The organism is Halomonas sp. CKK8, from assembly GCF_029625235.1.
Lineage (GTDB): Bacteria > Pseudomonadota > Gammaproteobacteria > Pseudomonadales > Halomonadaceae > Halomonas > Halomonas ventosae.
The window spans coordinates 3,723,974-3,742,750 of the sequence record NZ_CP121193.1; the positions used below are offsets into that span (position 1 = coordinate 3,723,974).

At 67.1% G+C, this 18,777-nt stretch carries 14 protein-coding genes; 5 read left to right on the top strand and 9 right to left on the bottom strand.

The genetic code is table 11. The features are described 5' to 3' along the window. Positions 1 to 23: 23 nt before the first annotated feature. The 9 genes from P8934_RS17635 to P8934_RS17675 form a co-directional block, all read right to left on the bottom strand. Entirely contained in the window at positions 24 to 767 is a 744-nt protein-coding gene (locus P8934_RS17635) for a Crp/Fnr family transcriptional regulator (protein WP_278032154.1), read from the bottom strand. Continuing rightward, positions 727 to 1,983 carry a gephyrin-like molybdotransferase Glp gene (gene glp / locus P8934_RS17640; RefSeq protein ID WP_278032155.1) on the bottom strand — a complete coding sequence of 419 codons (1,257 nt, stop codon included), beginning with the start codon at positions 1,981 to 1,983 and terminating at the stop codon, positions 727 to 729. The genes P8934_RS17635 and glp overlap by 41 nt, the downstream gene beginning before the upstream one ends. Then, complete coding sequence (moaB, locus tag P8934_RS17645) at positions 1,980 to 2,564, bottom strand: molybdenum cofactor biosynthesis protein B (RefSeq protein WP_278032156.1); 585 nt, start codon at positions 2,562 to 2,564, stop codon at positions 1,980 to 1,982. Before moaB ends, glp begins: the two co-directional genes overlap by 4 nt. 86 nt (positions 2,565 to 2,650) lie before the next feature. After that, complete coding sequence (locus P8934_RS17650) at positions 2,651 to 3,475, bottom strand: peptidylprolyl isomerase (RefSeq protein WP_278032157.1); 825 nt, start codon at positions 3,473 to 3,475, stop codon at positions 2,651 to 2,653. Positions 3,476 to 3,650: 175 nt separating this feature from the next. Continuing rightward, a complete protein-coding gene (narI, locus tag P8934_RS17655; RefSeq protein WP_278032158.1) occupies positions 3,651 to 4,334 on the bottom strand; it encodes a respiratory nitrate reductase subunit gamma in 684 nt (227 codons plus the stop codon). Between the two features lie 12 nt (positions 4,335 to 4,346). Further along, positions 4,347 to 5,132, bottom strand: coding sequence for a nitrate reductase molybdenum cofactor assembly chaperone (gene narJ / locus P8934_RS17660; protein WP_278032159.1), 786 nt, complete (start codon positions 5,130 to 5,132; stop codon positions 4,347 to 4,349). Then, complete coding sequence (gene narH / locus P8934_RS17665; protein WP_278032160.1) at positions 5,125 to 6,681, bottom strand: nitrate reductase subunit beta; 1,557 nt, start codon at positions 6,679 to 6,681, stop codon at positions 5,125 to 5,127. The genes narJ and narH overlap by 8 nt, the downstream gene beginning before the upstream one ends. Continuing rightward, positions 6,678 to 10,460 (bottom strand): nitrate reductase subunit alpha, encoded by a 3,783-nt coding sequence (locus P8934_RS17670; protein WP_278032161.1) that lies wholly within the window; start codon positions 10,458 to 10,460, stop codon positions 6,678 to 6,680. The genes narH and P8934_RS17670 overlap by 4 nt, the downstream gene beginning before the upstream one ends. A 198-nt stretch (positions 10,461 to 10,658) precedes the next feature. Then, on the bottom strand, positions 10,659 to 11,990 hold the full coding sequence (locus P8934_RS17675; protein WP_278032162.1) for an MFS transporter: 1,332 nt from the start codon (positions 11,988 to 11,990) through the stop codon (positions 10,659 to 10,661). Between the two features lie 162 nt (positions 11,991 to 12,152). On the opposite strand from P8934_RS17675, the gene P8934_RS17680 reads away from it, so the two are divergent. The 5 genes from P8934_RS17680 (at position 12,153) to P8934_RS17700 (ending at position 18,639) form a co-directional block, all read left to right on the top strand. Next, positions 12,153 to 14,057, top strand: coding sequence for a type IV pili methyl-accepting chemotaxis transducer N-terminal domain-containing protein (locus tag P8934_RS17680; protein WP_278032163.1), 1,905 nt, complete (start codon positions 12,153 to 12,155; stop codon positions 14,055 to 14,057). 5 nt (positions 14,058 to 14,062) lie between these two features. Next, positions 14,063 to 14,728, top strand: a complete 666-nt coding sequence (gene narL / locus P8934_RS17685) for a two-component system response regulator NarL (RefSeq protein WP_278032164.1) — start codon at positions 14,063 to 14,065, stop codon at positions 14,726 to 14,728. A gap of 268 nt (positions 14,729 to 14,996) precedes the next feature. Beyond that, positions 14,997 to 16,589, top strand: a complete 1,593-nt coding sequence (locus P8934_RS17690) for an MFS transporter (RefSeq protein WP_278032165.1) — start codon at positions 14,997 to 14,999, stop codon at positions 16,587 to 16,589. Positions 16,590 to 16,653: 64 nt separating this feature from the next. Continuing rightward, on the top strand, positions 16,654 to 17,130 hold the full coding sequence (locus P8934_RS17695) for a universal stress protein (protein ID WP_278032166.1): 477 nt from the start codon (positions 16,654 to 16,656) through the stop codon (positions 17,128 to 17,130). Positions 17,131 to 17,136: 6 nt separating this feature from the next. Next, positions 17,137 to 18,639 (top strand): MFS transporter, encoded by a 1,503-nt coding sequence (locus P8934_RS17700; RefSeq protein ID WP_278032167.1) that lies wholly within the window; start codon positions 17,137 to 17,139, stop codon positions 18,637 to 18,639. Positions 18,640 to 18,777: the final 138 nt, after the last annotated feature.

Here is an 18,777-nt window from a genome sequence, read left to right on the forward strand (position 1 = left end):
CTCCCAGGAATGGCGACACAGGCTCAGTCGTCGCTCAGCATGACGTCACGCAGCTTCTGCTCGTCCAGCACCACCAGGCGCTGGCGATCGATGTTGATGACCCCCTCCTCGCGCAGCCTGGCCAGCAGGCGCGACAGGGTCTCCGGGGTCATGGCCAGCTGGGCGGCCAGCCAGCGCTTGGGAATGGTCAGTCGAACCACCCGGGGGCCCCTGGCGCGGCCCGCCGGCAGCTGGCGCAGGATGTAGCTGACCAGGCGCGCCATGGCGTCGGCCTGGGTCAGCAGTGCCATGTCCTCGAGGCGCTCGGTGAGTTCTAGGGCCAGGCGGCTCATGAACTCCGCCCGGCAGGCCGGCTGGCGGTCCATGATCTCGCGACAGCGCGCCGCGGGGATGGTCAGCACATGGGTGCGGCGCAGGGCCTCGGCGGAGTAGAGGTAGACCCCGGCGCTGGACACCATGCTCAGCTCGCCCAGGGTGCCGCCGCGCTCCACGCAGCGGATGGTCGCCAGGCGACCGTCGCCGGCGCTGCGCACCAGGCGCACCGCCCCGCTGATCACCACGTAGAGCGACTCGGCCGGGGCATCCTGGCGGAACAGCCACTCGCGGGTCTTGAGGGTGCGCACCTCGGTGTCCTGCAGCAGGGCCTCGAGCTGGTCCTCGTCGAGGTCGCCCAGCCAGGGCACCCCGCGCACCAGCTCGCGCAGCTGTCGGGGCCGGAACAGCAGCTCAGTCGAGGAACTGGGTACCGGGGCAGTATCCGTAGACATGGCCTTCCTCCACAGGGGTATCGGCATCGATGATCAGGTAGCCATGGGCCTGGCTGGCGGCCCCGAGCATGTGGGAGCCCTGCCCGCCGGCCAGGCGTGCCACGGGGGCGCCGCCGGTCCAGTCCAGCACCACCCTCAGCAGCTCGCGCCGGCCCCTCGGCGCCCGCCGGGAGAAGCCGGCGGTGACCGGGAAGCGCTGCAGCGCGGGTGGGGTGCGTCCCTGGCGCCCCTGCACGAAGGGCAACGCCAGCCATTGCCAGCCCACCAGCGAGGCCACCGGGTTGCCGGGCAGGCCGATCAGCGGGGTGCCGTCGCGCAGCGAGGGGCCGAGCCAGCCGAGGGCGAAGGGCTTGCCGGGCTTGATCGCCACGCCGTGGAAGGTGATGCCCCCCAGGCGCTCCAGCACCGGGCGAACGTGGTCCTCCTCCCCCACCGAGACCCCGCCCGTACACACTACCAGATCGGCCTGCTCGCCCGCCCGGGCAAGACATTGACCCAGGTCAGCTGCGGTGTCGGCGACGACGCCCAGGTCGAGGACCTCGCAGCCCTGCTGGGCGAGCAGGGCACGCAGCATGGCACCATTGCTGTTGTAGACCTGGCCAGGCACCCAGGCCTCGCCGGGCTCGATCAGCTCGTCGCCGGTGCTGACCAGGGCCACGCGGACCCGCCGGCGCACCGTCACGGCATCGATGCCCTGGCTGGCCAGCAGGGCGATGGCCGCGGCGTTCAGCCGGGTGCCCGCGGCCAGCACCACATCACCGGCACGGCTCTCCTCGCCGCGGTGGCGGATGTTGGCGCCCTCGGCGAGCGCGCCCTCGACATGCACCCGCCCCGTGGCATCCAGGCTCACCCTTTCCTGGGGCACCACGGCATCCGCCCCCAGCGGCACCGGGGCGCCGGTGAAGATGCGCGCACACCCCCCGTCGGGCAGCCTGAGCACGCCGGCCCCGGCCGGCACGCGCAGCGTCACCGGCAGGCCGGCCGGGCTCGCGGCGAGCTCGCCGAGCCGCAGGGCGTAGCCATCCATGGCGCTGTTGTCGACCCCGGGCAGGTCGAGACCGGCCCGGGCATCCTCGGCCAGCACCCGGCCGGCGGCCTCGGCCAGGGCGACCCGCTCGCGGTCGGCTACCCCCACGCCGGACGCCATCATCAGGGCGCGGGCATCGAAGAGGTCGAGCAGGCCGGGCGTGACGAACTCCGCGCAGCCGCAGTTCATGCCCCGGCCCCTTCCGCCATGCCCTCGTCGACGCTCGCCTGCCGGGAGGCGCAGTCCCTCGCCTCGGGCAGCACCATGGCGACGAAGTTGCAGGGACGGGTGCGGGCATCGAGCTGGGCGGCCAGGATGCCGTCCCAGGCGGTGGCACACGCCTTCGGCGAGCCCGGCATGGCGAACACCAGGGTGCGGTCGATCAGCCCGGCCACCGCCCGGGACTGGATGGTGGAGGTGCCGATGGTCTCGAGGGAGAGCTGGCGGAACAGCTCGCCGTAGCCGTCGACCGCCTTGTCGAACAGCGGCGCCAGCGCCTCGGGGGTGGTGTCACGGGGCGTGAAGCCGGTACCGCCGTTGACCAGGATCACCTGGATGTCCTCGCGTACCACCCAGGCCGAGACCACCGCGCGGATGCGGTAGACGTCGTCGGGCACGATGCGCCGCTCCACCAGGGCGTGGCCGGCCTCGGTGAGGCGCTCGGCGAGCAGGTCGCCGCTGCCGTCCTCGTCGAAGCCGCGGGTGTCGGAGACGGTGAGCACGGCGATGCCCAGCGGCGCGAAGGGGGTGTTGGCGTGAACGTGGGCCATGGGGTCCTCCTCGCCGCCCGCGGCGCGAGCGGCATCATGGAAAGGAACGTCGGAAACGTCGGGGGGGCCGGCCCCCCTTCAAGTGGCTACTGCATCAGGGCACTGGCGCTGTCGTCGTCGAGGCTGATCCCCTCGACCCCGATCTCGGCCTCCAGCGCCAGCAGGTAGTGGCGCAGCGCCCGGCGGGTGGCCTGCTCGCGCAGGCTGTGGCGGACGTGCTCGGCCACCTGCTCATAGGGCAGCTCGCGTCCCTCGACGCGCTGGTCGATGGTGACGACGTGCCAGCCGTAGCGCGAGGCCAGCGGGCGATCGTGGAGCCCCTCGGGCAGGTGCTGCAGGGCACGGTCGAGCTCGGCCACGGTCTGGCCGGGGGCCAGCCAGCCCAGGTCACCGCCCTCCTCCTTCGAGGGACAGGCGGAGTGGCGCTGGGCGAACTCGGTGAAGCGCTCGGGCACTGCCTGCAGCTCGCGGACCAGCTTCTCGCCCAGGCGATAGCCGGCGTCGCGAGCCGGGGCGTCGTCCGGGGCCGCGGCCAGCAGCACGTGGCGCACCCGCAGGCGGGTGGGTTCGCTGAAGCGCTCGGGATGGGCGGCGTGGAAGCGGCGACAATCCGCCTCGGCGGGCTCGGGCACCTCCAGCTCCCGCTCCAGCAGCTCGGCGATGGCGGCATCCGCCTCATCAACCGCCTCGCCGGCGGCTTCGGCCACGCCCAGGGCCGCCGCCCGCTGGCGCAGCAGCTCGCGCACCACCAGGGCGCGGGCCGCCTTGAGCTGGGCCGTGCCGGCGCTGTCCGCCGGGTGGTACTGCATCTCCTCGGCGATGGCGGCCTCCTCGATGGTGGCCTCGCCGACCCGGATGGGAGGGGGCGTGGCGGCGCCCCCCGGGATCATCTCGATATCGATCTTATGCATGACTAAATCCTAGGAGCACTTCTTGATCGGCCTGGTCGGAGGGCTTTGCCGGCGGCAGGTCTGCGAGGAGGCGCTGTGAACCCTTCCCTGGGCGCTACCGACGCCATCCCTGGCGTAGGACCTCCTCTTCGACCTGCCCCCGACGCCCCCGCCAGCAGCATGGGTAGGACTATGCTCAGCCCCGCTTGCGAACGATCTGGTAGCGGCGGGTGACGTAGCCGAAGGGCACGCTCCAGACGTGAACCAGGCGGGTGAAGGGAAACAGCAGGATGATGGTCAGGCCGAGGAAGACATGCACCTTGTAGATCCAGGAGACCTCGGCCATGTAGTCGGCCGCGCCACCACTGAAGAACACGATGGACTGGGCCCAGCCCGCCAGGGTCAGCATCATCGCGCCGTCCAGGTGGCCCAGCGAGAAGAACACGGTGATCACGCCCAGGCCGGCCTGCAAGACGATCAAGCCGAGGATGGCGGTATCCATCATGCTCGACGAAGCCTTGACCCGCGGGTTGGTCAGGCGACGGTAGAGCAGCATGGCACCGCCGGCCAGGCACAGCACCCCGGCGATACCGCCGATGACGATCGCCAGCACCTGCTTGGTTCCGGCGCTCAGGAAGGGCGCATAGACCCAGTGCGGCGTCAGCATGCCGAACAGGTGGCCGAAGAAGATCACGATGATGCCGATATGGAAGAGGTTGCTGGCGAGACGCATGTTCTTCGACGAGAGCATCTGGCTGGAACCGGTCTTCCAGGTGAACTGGCCGTGGTCGTAACGCAGCAGGCTGCCGACCAGGAACACCGTGCCGGCCAGATAGGGGTAGTAGCCATAGATCAAGTGTTGCAAGTATTCGCTAAACATGACGGTTCTCCTTTAGCGATCGGTCACGGTGCGGTCGGTCTGGCCGCTGCCGGGCATGATCCTGACGGGGTCGCTGGGCACGGCCTGCTTGCGCTCGGCGAGTCGGCGACCCTCGGCGGACTGCAGTGCGCAGTCCTCGTCGGAGGCGGCACTGAAGCGCACCGCTTCCTCTTCCCAGACCTCGTCCAGCGCCTCGGGGGTATCGTCGGGGGCTTCATCCTTCACCGTCTCGCGGTGGACAGCGACGTCCCCTTCGGCACCGATCAGCGCCAGCAGCGCCAGTGGCACCATGGCATGGTCGGCCTCGCGCTCTTCCAGGCGCGCACTGAGCAACGCCAGAATGTGACGTATCTCGCCCAGCCAACGACCGATATCGGCCTCCGGGCGGGTCGAGAGGTACTCCAGGAACATCGGCAGGTAGTCGGGCAGCTCACGCGCATCGAGCTCGAAGCCCGCGGCGCGGTACTCGGCCATCAGGTCGACCATCGCCTGGCCACGATCACGGGACTCGCCGTGAACGTGCTCGAAGAGCAGCAGCGAGGTCGCGCGACCCTTGTCGAACAGCGCCACGTACTCGGACTGCAGTTCCAGCAGGTCGGCCTCGAGCAGGCGCTGACACCAGTCCATCAGGCGAGCGCGTAGCGCCGCCTCCCAGCGGCGCTCGGCGTCGAGGAGCTCGATCATCTCCGGCGCGGCGGCCTGGAGCTCCGCGGAGGGGTAATCGAGCAGCCGGGCCAGCACGCGCAGGCTCAGCATGTCCGTCTCCGCGGCGGGGTATTGCATCGCTGCCTCAGCCATGACGGACCTCCTCGGCATGCGGATCATAGGTTTCCACCGACTTGACCAGGGTGGTAGTTGTCTTGCGTCCCCCGAACAGGCTCTGGCCGCTGTCGCCATGGCAGCCGTCACCGAAGCTGAAGCCACAGCCGCCGCGCTCCGGGAAGGCCTCGGTGGCCATCTCGCGGTGGCTGGTGGGGATCACGAAGCGGTCCTCGTAGTTGGCGATGGCCAGGTAGCGGTACATGGATTCCACCTGGGCCTCGGTAAGGCCCACGCTCTCCAGCACCTCGGTCTCGGCCTTGCCCTCGACGTGCTTGCCGCGCATGTAGAGGCGCATCGCCATCAGGCGCTTGAGCGCCAGCACCACGGGCTCCTCCTCACCGGCGGTGAGCATGTTGGCCAGGTACTTGACCGGGATGCGCAGCGACTCGATCTTCGGCATCACGCCGTCGAACTCGACGTTGCCGGCCTCGGCGGCGGACTGGATCGGCGACAGCGGCGGCACGTACCAGACCATCGGCAAGGTGCGATACTCCGGGTGCAGCGGCAGCGCCAGGCCCCAGTCCATGGCCAGCTTGTAGACCGGCGAGGCCTGGGCGGCGGCGATCACGTTGTCGGTGATGCCGTCCTTCTTCGCCTGGGCGATCACTTCCGGGTCGTTGGGGTCCAGGAAGATCTCGCACTGGCGGTGATAGAGGTCACGCTCGTCCGGCGAGCTCGCCACCTCCTCGATGCGATCGGCGTCATAGAGCAGCACGCCGAGGTAGCGGATGCGCCCCACGCAGGTCTCGGAGCAGACCGTAGGCTGTCCGGCCTCGATGCGCGGATAGCAGAAGATGCACTTCTCGGACTTACCGGTCTTCCAGTTGTAGTAGATCTTCTTGTAGGGACAGCCGGAGATGCACATCCGCCAGCCACGGCACTTGTCCTGATCGATCAGGACGATTCCATCCTCCTCGCGCTTGTAGATCGCGCCACTCGGGCACGACGCCACGCAGGTCGGGTTGAGGCAGTGCTCGCACAGCCGCGGCAGGTACATCATGAAGGTGTTCTCGAACTGGCCGTAGATGTCGGCCTGTACCTTCTCGAAGTTCATGTCCTTGCGCCGCTTGGCGAACTCGGTGCCGAGGATCTCCTCCCAGTTCGGGCCCCACTCGATCTTGTTCATGCGCTCGCCGGAGATCAGCGAACGCGGCCGCGCGGTGGGCTGATGCTCGCCCTGCTTGGCGGTGTGCAGGTGCTGGTAGTCGAAGGTGAACGGCTCGTAGTAGTCGTCGATCTCCGGCAGATCGGGGTTGGCGAAGATGTTCGCCAGCACCCGCCACTTGCCGCCGATGCGCGGCTCGATCTTGCCATCCTTACGGCGCAACCAGCCGCCCTTCCACTTCTTCTGGTTCTCCCACTCCTTGGGATAACCGATACCGGGCTTGGTCTCGACGTTGTTGAACCAGGCGTACTCGACACCTTCACGACTGGTCCAGACGTTCTTGCAGGTCACCGAGCAGGTGTGACAGCCGATGCACTTGTCGAGATTGAGGACCATGCCTACTTGCGAACGAATCTTCATTTGACGGCCTCCTGCACGGTGTCATTGCCTTCGCCATCCAGCCAGTCGATGTTCTTCATCTTGCGAATCAGGACGAATTCGTCGCGGTTGGAGCCGACGGTGCCGTAGTAGTTGAAGCTGTAGGAGAGCTGAGCGTAGCCGCCGATCATGTGAGTCGGCTTGGGGCAGATGCGGGTAACCGAGTTATGGAACCCGCCACGCGTGCCGCTGACCTCGGAACCGGGGATATTGGTGATTCGCTCCTGGGCGTGGTACATCATCACCATGCCGGTCTTGACCCGCTGGCTGACCACGGCACGGGCGGTAATCGCACCATTGGCGTTGTAGAGCTCGATCCAGTCGTTGTCTTCAATGCCGATCGACTGCGCATCGTCTTCCGACAGCCAGGCAATAGGGCCGCCGCGTGACAATGTCAGCATCAGCAGGTTTTCACTGTAGGTGGAGTGGATCCCCCACTTCTGGTGCGGCGTGATGAAGTTCAGCGCCTTGGTCTTGTAGCCATTATCGGCCGGCAGGGTGAAGCCCTGCGCCGCCTTGGTATTGATGGGGGGCCGATAGGCCAGCAGGCTTTCGCCGAAGGCGCGCATCCAGGGGTGATCCTGGTAGAACTGCTGGCGGCCGCTGACGGTGCGCCAGGGAATCAGCTCGTGGACATTGGTATAACCGGCGTTGTAGGAGACGTGCTCGTCCTCGAGGCCGGACCAGGTCGGGCTGGAGATGATCTTGCGCGGCTGGGCAACGATGTCGCGGAAACGGATCTTCTCCTCTTCCTTGGGATGCGCCAGGTGGGTGTGATCCCGCCCGGTGATCTTGGAAAGCGCGTCCCAGGCTTTCACCGCGACCTGGCCGTTGGTCTCCGGCGCCAGGGTCAGGATCATCTCGGCCGCGTCCACGGCACTCTCGATCTGCGGACGCCCCTTATGCGGCCCGTCCAGCTTGCGGTGGTTGAGCTTGCCGAGCAGTTCGACCTCGGATTCGGTGTTCCAGTTGATGCCCTTGCCGCCGTTGCCGATGCTCTGGAGCAGCGGGCCCACGGAGGTGAAGCGCTCATAGGTCTCGGGGTAGTTGCGCTTGACCTCGATCAGTGCCGGCATGGTCTTGCCCGGGATCGGCTCGCACTCGCCCTTCTTCCAGTCCTTGACCTCGACCTGGGAAAGCTCCGCCGGGGAGTCGTGCTGGTGCGGCAGGGTGACCAGGTCGGTCTCCTCGCCCAGGTGCCCGACACAGGCCTTCGAGAAGGCCTTGGCAATGCCCTTGTAGATGTCCCAGTCGCTGCGTGACTCCCACGCCGGGTCGGTCGCTGCGGTCAGCGGGTGGATGAAGGGGTGCATGTCGGACGTGTTGAGGTCGTTCTTCTCGTACCAGGTCGCCGTGGGAAACACGATGTCCGAGTATAGGCAGGTGGTGGACATGCGGAAGTCCAGGGTCACCAGCAGGTCGAGCTTGCCCTCGGGCGCCTCGTCATGCCACTTGACCTCTTCAGGTATGGTGCCGCCTTCCTCACCCAGGTCCTTTCCCTGGATACCGTGACGAGTGCCCAACAGGTACTTGAGCATGTACTCATGGCCCTTGCCGGAGCTGCCCAGCAGGTTGGAGCGCCAGATGAACATGTTGCGCGGGAAGTTCTGGGGATTGTCCGGGTCTTCCGCCGCGAAGGAGAGCTCGCCACTCTTGAGCTGCTGAACGGCGTAGTCCTTGGTCGACATCCCGGCTTCCTCGGCCTTCTTCGCCAGTCGCAGCGGGTTGGTGCCCAGCTGCGGGGCGGAGGGCAGCCAGCCCATACGCTCGGAGCGCACGTTGAAGTCGATCAGGCTACCCGGATAGTCCTCGGCCTTGGCCAGCGGCGAAAGGATCTCCTTGATCTCGAGCTTCTCGTAGCGCCACTGGGAAGAGTGGTTGTAGAAGAAGGAGGTGGAGTTCATATGACGCGGCGGACGCTGCCAGTCGAGACCGAAGGCCAACGGGGTCCAGCCTGTCTGCGGGCGCAGCTTCTCCTGACCCACATAGTGGGCCCAGCCACCCCCGCTCTGGCCGATGCAGCCGCACATGACCAGCATGTTGATCAAGCCGCGGTAGTTCATGTCCATGTGGTACCAGTGATTCATGCCGGCACCAACGATGATCATGCTGCGCCCTTGGGTCTTGTCGGCGTTGTCGGCGAACTCACGGGCGATGCGCGCACACTGATCCGCCGGCACACCGGTGATCTTCTCCTGCCAGGCCGGGGTGTAGGGGCGGACCTGATCGTAGGACGTGGCACCGTCATCTTCGCTATCGCCGCGGAAGCCGCGGTCGATGCCGTAGTTGGCGCACATCAGGTCGAATACGGTGACCGCCAGCATCTCGCTACCGTCGGCCTTCTTCATTTTCTTGACGGGCAGGTTGTGGAACAGCAGGTCATCCGCCGCACCCGCGCCTTCGCCTTTCACATGGTCGAAGTGCTCGTGCTCGATGCCGCCGAAGTAGGGGAAGGCGACCTTGGCCACGCTGTCGTGGTGCTCGGCGAGGCTCAGCAGCGGCTTGATCTCGGTGCCTTCGGCGTCGAGGGGCTCGAGGTTCCACTTGCCGACCTCATCACCGGTCTCGCCCCAGCGGAAGCCGATGGAGCCGCGCGGCACCACCAGCTGGTCGCGGGTCTCGTCCCAGGCGACGGTCTTCCACTCCGGGTTGTTCTCCTGACCCAGGCTGGCATCGAAATCGCTGGCACGCAGCTGACGTCCCGGCGCGTAGCTGCCGTCTTCACGGGGCTCGAGCTCGACCAGGAACGGCATGTCGGAGTAGCGGCGCACGTAGTCGGTAAAGTAGGCGCTGGGCTTGTCGAGGTGGAACTCCTTGAGGATGACATGGCCCATGGCCATCGCCAGCGCGGCATCGGTGCCCTGCTTGGCAGAGAGCCACTCGTCGGTAAGCTTGGAGACCTCCGCGTAGTCCGGGGTAACCGAGACGGTCTTGGTGCCCTTGTAACGCACCTCGGTAAAGAAGTGGGCATCCGGCGTCCGGGTCTGCGGCACGTTGGAGCCCCAGGCGATGATATAGCCGGAGTTGTACCAGTCGGCGGACTCGGGCACGTCGGTCTGCTCGCCCCAGGTCATCGGCGATGCCGGCGGCAGGTCGCAATAGAAGTCATAGAAGCTCATGCAGACGCCGCCGATCAATGACAGGTAGCGACTACCGGCGGCATAGCTGACCATGGACATGGCGGGAATCGGCGAGAAGCCGATGATGCGGTCGGGCCCGAACTGCTTGGCGGTGTAGACGTTGGAAGCAGCGACCAGCTCGTTGAGCTCGTCCCAGTTGCCGCGCACGAAGCCCCCCATGCCGCGGGCACGCTTGTACTGCTTGGCCCTGGCCGGGTCCTCGACGATGGAGGCCCAGGCATCGACCGGATCACCCTTCGCCTCGAGGGCCTCGCGCCACAGCTTGAGCAGCGGCTTTCTGATCAGGGGGTACTTGAGACGGTTGGCGCTGTACATGTACCAGGAATAGCTGGCACCGCGCGGGCAGCCACGAGGTTCATGGTTGGGCAGGTCCGGCCGGGTGCGCGGATAGTCGGTCTGCTGGGTCTCCCAGGTGACCAGACCATTCTTGACGTAGATCTTCCAGCTGCATGAACCGGTGCAGTTCACCCCGTGGGTGGACCGTACCACCTTGTCATGCTGCCAGCGCTGCCGGTAACTGTTCTCCCACTCGCGGGACTCCTGGCGAACTTCACCATGGTCGTTGGCGAAGGGTTCGCGGGCCTTGCGGAAGAAGTTCAGCCGATCGATGAAGTGACTCATGGTCGCTCTCCAGGCTCCTGAAAAGATGCGTGGCCACCCCGGGCCACTCGGACTGCCGCTCCCTCACAGGGCTCAGGCAGCTTCCATGGGGTGAATTCTGGGGGATTGGCAGGCGGAATACTGCCCGGTTACCTCCATATACATGCCCCCTACCTCCAAGGGGATAGGCGGCGGTGAAGGAAGGGTTAGACGGAGCATTCAGCGGGCACTCCCCCGGCCTCGCGCATGGTCGGCGAGCATCACCAGCATGCACACCACCAGGGCGGCATAGAGGAACATGAAGCCCGCGGTGCGCACCCCGAGCCACTCGCCGCCCAGCACGAAGACCGGCGGCAGCAGGGCGGCGAAGAGCCCACCCAGGGTCAGCGCCAGCCCGCCCACCAGCGCCATGTCGCCGCCATGATCGCGATGGATCAGCCGCATCAGGCTGCCCTGCCCCATGCCCATGGCGACGCCCATGGCCACCAGCAGCCCCATGAACCCCCATAGCGGGGCCGCATAGCGCAGCGTCAGTTCGCCATGCACGCCCTCGATGCGCATCGAGAAGGGGGGATAGGAGAGCAGGAAGAGGCAGACCAGCACGAAGGCGCTGACCCACCAGCGCAGGCTGCGGAAGTCGCGCCAATCGGCCAGCGCGCCGCCGATCACTTGGCCCGCCCCGACGGCGAGCGTGAAGGGCAGGGCCCAGAGGGCCGCGGCCTGCAGCGAGAGGCCGTAACGGGCCACCAGGTGGCCGGGCAGCCACAGCGCCAGGGCCACGAAGGCGCCGAAGAAGAAGCTGTAGGTGATCGCCAGCCGCCACAGCTGCCAGTCGGCGAGAAGGCAGGCGAAGCGGACGACGCGCGTCCTTGGCGAGACCCGCGCCGGCGGTGCCTCGTCCTCCTCCGTCTCGCCCACGGGCGCAGGCGCATCGGCGTCATCGGCGAACAACCACAGCAGCGCCGCCACCAGCAGCACCGGCAGCAGGTAGAGCAGCGGTGCCATGCGCCAGCCATAGGCCTGGCTGACCAGCGGCAGCAGCAGGTAGCTCAGCCCCGCCCCCAGCATGCCGGCCCCGTAGAGGCCCAGCGCCAGGCCGGCATGCCGCGGTGGCCCCAGTTCCGCCACATAGACCAGGCCGGCGGCCAGTGCCCCGGCGCCCAGGCCCAGCCCCAGGCCGGCCAGCAGGAACTCCAGGTAGTGATGCGCCTGGCTGACCCACCACAGGAAGGGACAGGTCAGCAGCAGGCAGCCGAGCATCACTCGACGCCCGCCGAGGCGACGGGCCAGCAGTGCCATGGGGAGGCTGGCCAGGGCCCCGGCGAGCATCGGCATGGCCAGCAGCACCGCGAAGCCGACGTTGCCCAGGACCAGGTCCCGGCGCAGCTCCACGCCGAGCACGGCGAACAGGGTCCAGCAGGCGAAGACAAGGGCGAAGGCCAGCGGCGAGAGTACGACCACCACCAGCGAGCGATAACCCGGGGGCGCCGATTCGCCATCGACCGGCGCATCGCGGGGCTCGTTCTTGAGGACATCGGGGTCGCGGGACATGGGCCGGGGGCTCGAGAGGTATGGCTGAATTCTCGGAAGCCCCGGGGGCCGGGTCAAAAGGGCAAGGGAGGTACACCTTTGAGGGAGCAAGCACTACCCACTAGGGTATAGTGGCACCCTGAATCCATACACGTGTGACGCGTGCGGAGGGCCCTCCCGCCGATGAAACTGCTGCAACGCTCCCTGGTGGCCCGCATCAGCGCCTCGCTGCTGGCGATCAGTGCCCTGGCACTGGTCAGCATCGTGGTGACCATGGTGGTAGCCAACGGCAGCCGCGGCGATGCCGCCGCCATCAACGTGGCCGGTTCGCTGCGCATGAACACCTACCAGATCGTCGCGGCCCTGCAGCGCTACGAACGCCAGCCCGAGGCGGCGCAGCGCGAACGGGTCCAGGCCCTGGCCGAGCGCTTCCGGGAGCGCCTGGCCAGCCCCCGGCTGACCCAGGCCCTGCCCGAGGCCGTGGACCACCCCCTGCGGGAACAGTACCGGCTGCTGCAGGCGCGCTGGGACGAGGCGCTGGCCCCCCAGGTGACCCGCGCCATTGCCGGCGGCGGGCTCGAGGTCGATGCCCTGCGCCAGACCCTGGACGGCCTGGTGGGCGACATCGATCAACTGGTCACCCGGCTGGAGCAGAACAGCGAGGCCAAGATCCACCTGCTCAGCGTGCTGCAGATCCTCTTCCTGGTGCTGACGGCCGTGGTGGTGGCGATCGCCCTCTACGACATCCGCCACAACCTGGTGGCCCCGCTGCACCAGCTGGTGGTACTCGCCCGGGAGGCCGGCCGCCGCAACTTCCACTATCGTACCCGGCTCAAGGGCAGCGACGAGCTGGCCCTGCTGGGGCGGACCCTGGACACCATGTCCGGCGAGCTTGCCGCCAGCTACGCCGAGCTGGAGGCGCGCGTCTCACGCAAGAAGCAGGAGCTCGAGCGCAGCAACCGGGTCATGCAGGTGCTCCACGACGGCAGCCGGGCCCTCTATGGCGGCGGCAACGACCTTTGCGCCAGCGCCGCCCCGATGCTGCGCCGCATCGAGGAGCTGCTCGAGATCGGCCCGATCCGGCTCTCGTTGCATGACCCCTTCGACGATCGCGAGGTGCCGATCATGGCCACCCATTCGCGCAGCCGCCCGACCTACTGTCGCGATCACGACTGCCATGCCTGCCTGCTCGACCCGGAGCCCCTGGAGCTCTCCGAGGACGGCAAGGCGGAGTGCCTGCTGCTGCCGGTGAGCGTCGGGGCGACCCTGCTCGGCACCCTGGAGGTCTGGTATCCCGAGGGCCGCGAGCTCACCGACAGCACCCGCCGGCTGCTCAATGCCCTCACCGACCAGCTGGCCACGGCGGTCTACCTGCAGCGGCGCATCGAGGAGCAGCAGCAGGTGACGCTGATGAACGAGCGCACCATCATCGCCCGGGAGCTCCACGACTCCCTGGCCCAGTCGCTCTCCTACCTCAAGATGCAGGTCGCCAGGCTCGAGCGCATGCAGGCCAGGGAGATGCCCCGCGAGGCCCAGACCGCGGTCTTCGGCGAGCTGCGCACCGGGCTCGACAGCGCCTATCGCCAGCTGCGCGAGCTGCTCACCACCTTCCGCCTCAAGCTCGAGGGGCCCGGCCTTCAGAGCGCCATGCGCCAGACCACCGAGGAGTTCGCCGAGCGGCTGGGCTTCAAGGTCGAGCTGTTCTTCGACGTGCCGCCGCACCTGCTCAATCCCAACGAGGAGATCCATGTGCTGCAGGTGGTCCGCGAGGCGCTGGCCAACATCCACAAGCATGCCCAGGCCCACTGGGCAGCGGTCACGGTGCGCTTCCAGCAGGCCCGGCTGCATGTCATGGTCGAGGATGACGGCATCGGCCTGCCTGCGGACGGCTCGCCGCCCATGCACTACGGCCTGGTGATCATGCGCGACCGTGCCGATACCCTGGGCGGCGAGTTCGAGGTACGCAACCGCCAGGCCGGCGGCACCCTGGTCGAGCTCGCCTTCTCTCCCCAGACCGCGCGGCTGATCGCCCAGCAGCCGGCCAGCGGGCCCGAGACCATCGCCCTTCAACACGGACACAGGGACTAGCCAGGATGACCCGGACCGATCACGACACCCCTGCCACGATCCTGCTCATCGACGACCACCCGCTGCTGCGCCGCGGCGTGTCGCAGCTGCTCGAGCTGGAAGACGACCTGGACCTGGCCGGCGAGGCGGGCGAACCGGAGGTCGGACTCCGGCTCGCCGGCGAGCTCGACCCCGACATGATCCTGCTCGACCTCAACATGCCCGGCATGGACGGCATCGCCACCCTCAAGGCGCTGCGCGAGCAGGGCTATGCCGGGCGCATCGTGATGTTCACCGTCTCCGACCACGAGGAGGACGTGGTCGCCGCCCTGCGCAGCGGCGCCGACGGCTACCTGCTCAAGGACATGGACCCCGACGAGATGGTGCGCCAGCTGCGCCAGGCGGCCCTGGGGCGCATGGTGATCAGCGAGAGCCTCACCGCCCTGCTCGCGGAGGCGCTGCGCAGCCAGCGCAACCAGCCGGCGGCGCCGGATATCCATAGCCTGACCCAGCGCGAGCGCGAGATCCTGCGCGAGCTGGCCGCCGGCCTCTCCAACAAGCTGATCGCCCGCAAGCTCGACATCACCGAGGGCACGGTGAAGGTGCACGTCAAGCACCTGCTCAAGAAGCTCAACCTGCGCTCGCGGGTGGAGGCCGCGGTGTGGGCCGTCCAGGAGGGTGTGGACAAGTAGATCCTGTGTGGATACCTCCAAAGACTCCCGAGGCGTCCGCCGCCGCTCCCACCACCGCGCCCGCCACAATTAATTCCTTTAATATCAATGACCTGACGCCGGATACCTCCTACCTCCCTGGAGGTATCCTGCGGATTTTCCGGCATTTTCCCCCCGTTTCGCCGCTTCCCGACGAGGCGTATCTTTCGCGGCAAAGCCCAAGGCCTTGATATCGGTCAACCGTGACCGCGGGCCGGGGCCCCACGCAAGCGCTCTGAGGGGAAATGCCATGACCAGAAAGAATGCCGACATCGAAAATTGGGATGTCGAGAACGAGGAGTTCTGGGAGAAGGAGGGCAAGAAGGTTGCCAGCCGCAACCTCTGGATCTCCATTCCCAGCCTGCTGATGGGCTTCGCCGTCTGGCTGATGTGGGGCATGATCACCACCCAGATGCGCAACCTCGGCTTCCCGTTCACGGTGGACCAGCTGTTCACCCTGACCGCCATTGCCGGCCTCGCCGGCGCCACCCTGCGCATCCCCGCCTCCTTCATGATCCGCATCGCCGGCGGGCGCAACACCATCTTCCTGACCACCGCCCTGCTGATGGTGCCCGCCCTGGGCACCGGCATCGCGCTGATGAACCCGGGCACGCCTTTCTGGGTGTTCCAGGCGCTGGCGCTGCTCTCGGGCATCGGCGGCGGCAACTTCGCCAACTCGATGAGCAACATCTCCAGCTTCTTCCCCAAGAAGCAGCAGGGCTATGCCCTGGGCATGAACGCCGGCCTCGGCAACTTCGGCGTCACCACCATGCAGATCCTGATCCCGCTGGTGATGACCGTGGGCATCTTCGGCGCGCTGGGCGGCGAGCCGATGGAGCTGCAGAAGGCCAGCGGCACCCTGATCGGGCGCATAGAGGCGGGCACCGATACCTGGATCCAGAACGCCGGCTTCATCTGGCTGGTCTTCCTGATCCCGCTGGCCTTCGCCGGCTGGTTCGGCATGAACAACATTCGCGCCATCACGCCCAATCCCGGCTCGCCCGTGCAGGCCTTCGGCAAGATCCTGGGCCTCTATGGGGTGGGCATCCTGACCTCGATCATCGGCGTGGTGGCGCTGGGCTGGCTCAACATGTGGCTCGCCCTGCCGCTGACCATCGTGCTGACCCTGTTCCTGCTGCGCCTGATCCCGGGTGACATCAAGCCGAACATCCAGAAGCAGTTCGCGATCTTCTCCAACAAGCACACCTGGGCGATGACGGTGCTCTACATCGCTACCTTCGGCTCCTTCATCGGCTTCTCCGCGGCGCTGCCGCTCTCCATCAGCGTCATCTTCGGCAACATGATGGAGGTGGCCGCCGACGGCAGCGTCTCTCGCATCGCCAATCCCGATGCGCCCAGCGCCCTGACCTGGGCCTGGATGGGCCCCTTCGTCGGCGCGCTGATCCGCCCGGTGGGCGGCTGGATCTCCGACAAGGTGGGCGGCGCCATCGTCACCCAGGCGATCTCCGTGGTGATGGTGCTGGCCTCGGCGGCGGTGGGCTACGTGATGATGCTGGCCTACAACGCCACCGATCCCAACCAGTACTTCTGGATGTTCCTGGTGCTGTTCATCGTGCTGTTCGCCGCCAGCGGCATCGGCAACGGCTCCACCTTCCGCAGCATCGGCTTCATCTTCGACCTGCAGCAGAAGGGCCCGGTACTCGGCTGGACCTCCGCCGTGGCGGCCTACGGCGCCTTCATCGCCCCGCGGGTGATGGGCGAGCAGATCAAGGCCGGCACCCCGGAGATGGCGATGTACGGCTTCGCGGTCTTCTACGCCCTCTGCCTGGTCGTCAACTGGTGGTTCTACCTGCGCAAGAACGCCTACGTGAAGAACCCCTGATCCATCAAGCCGGTAGCGCCCGGGAAGACCCCGGGCGCCCCTACCCGAGATATCGAGATCCGCCATGAAGATCATGCTTGCCTACGATGGTTCGCGGAATGCCAGGCTGGCCCTGGAACAGACCATGCAGATGTTCCACAACAACGCGCCCACCCTGGTGCTGGTCGGGGTCGCCGAGAATCCGCGGGATGCCACGGATGCCAATGAGGACCTCTTCCAGGAGGAGTACCGGGAGCTCAAGGCGCAGCTGCAGGAGGGCGTCGAGACCGCGGTGAAGGGGGGCTTCGACGCGGAGCTCCTGATCGCCGAGGGCGATGCCCGCAAGCTGCTGCTCCAGGCCACGCACAAGGAGAAGCCCGACCTGCTGGTGATTGCCCGCCACAGCCACCAGCCCGACCCCAGCTTCATCGCCAAGTCGCTGAATGCCCTCTTCGATGAATTCGACTACATGACCTTCGGCAGCGTCAGCTCCTTCCTGACCCGCCGGGCCGAGTGTCCCTTGCTGATTCTCCCCACCGGGGATTCGGCAGCACAGGAATAAACGACCATGAAAGTCTCCTCCGTCTTCAAGGTGAAGAGCCCCGAGATCCGGGCCCTGCACCTGACCTGGATCGCCTTCTTCATCACCTTCTACGTCTGGTTCAACATGGCGCCGCTGGCCTCGAGCATGCTCAAGAGCGTCGACTGGCTGAGCCCGGACGACCTCAAGCTGTTCGCCATCTGCAACGTGGCCCTGACCATCCCGGCCCGCATCATCGTCGGCATGGCCCTGGATCGCTTCGGCCCGCGGCGGGTGTTCTCGGTGCTGATGGTCACCATGTCGGTCCCGGCGCTGGCCTTTGCCTTCGGCGACACCATGACCCAGCTGCTGGTCTCGCGGCTGGTGCTCAGCTCCATCGGCGCCAGCTTCGTGGTCGGTATCCACATGACCGCCCTGTGGTTCAAGCCCAGGGACATCGGCTTCGCCGAGGGCTTCTATGCCGGCTGGGGCAACTTCGGCTCCGCGGCCGCCGCCATGTCGCTGCCGACCATCGCCATCACCATGTACGGCGGTGCCGACGGCTGGCGCTGGGCCATCGCCCAGAGCGCCATCGTGATGGCCGCCTATGGCGTCTACTACTGGTTCGCCATCACCGATGGCCCGGACGCCAAGGCCCACCGCAAGCCGCGCAAGGCCGCCGCCATGGAGGTCAGCAGCTGGGCCGACATGATCAAGCTGATCCTCTGGACCATCCCGCTGGTCGGCGTGCTGGGGATCCTGGTGTGGCGCATCCAGAACATGGGCTACCTCTCCACCACCGGTGCCGTCATCGCCTACCTGGCGATCGTGGCGGTGGTCATCTACCAGATCGTGCAGATCCTGCGCGTCAACGTGCCGATCCTCAAGCAGGGGGTTCCCGAGGACGACCGGTATCCCTTCAGCAGCGTGGCGGCACTCAACAGCACCTACTTCGCCAACTTCGGTGCCGAGCTGGCGGTGGTCTCCATGCTGCCGATGTTCTTCGAGGAGACCTGGGGGCTGAACCCGGCCACCGCCGGCCTGATCGCGGCCTCCTTCGCCTTCGTCAACCTGGTGGCACGCCCCATGGGCGGGCTGGTCTCCGACCGCATGGGCAACCGCCGCTTCGTGATGCTCAGCTACATGTTCGGCATCGGCATCGGCTTCGTGCTGATGGCCATGCTCGACGCCAGCTGGCCGCTGATCGTGGCCATTGCCATCACCATCTTCACCTCCTTCTTCGTGCAGGGGGCGGAAGGCGCCACCTTCGGCATCATCCCGTCGATCAAGCGCCGCATCACCGGCCAGATCTCCGGCATGGCCGGCGCCTACGGCAACGTGGGGGCGGTGGTCTACCTGACCATCTTCACCTTCGTCACGCCGACCCAGTTCTTCTACATCATTGCCACCGGGGCCTTCCTCAGCTGGCTGATCTGCCTCATCTGGCTGAAGGAGCCCGAGGGCGCCTTCGACGAGGAGTATCACGTCTCCTCGGTGGATCGCATGATCGAGGAGCAGGCGGCGCTCAAGGCGGGCCAGGCCGCTCGCTGAGGCCCACACCCGACCCGGGCGGCAGGACGGCCGCCCGGGTCGCCGCGTCTTGAGGCGTCGCACCACTCGGCGCTGGCGGCGCGGCAGGGACCGACACCCCGTAGGCTACCCCCAAAGGGTTAGTGGGCGGGATTTCAG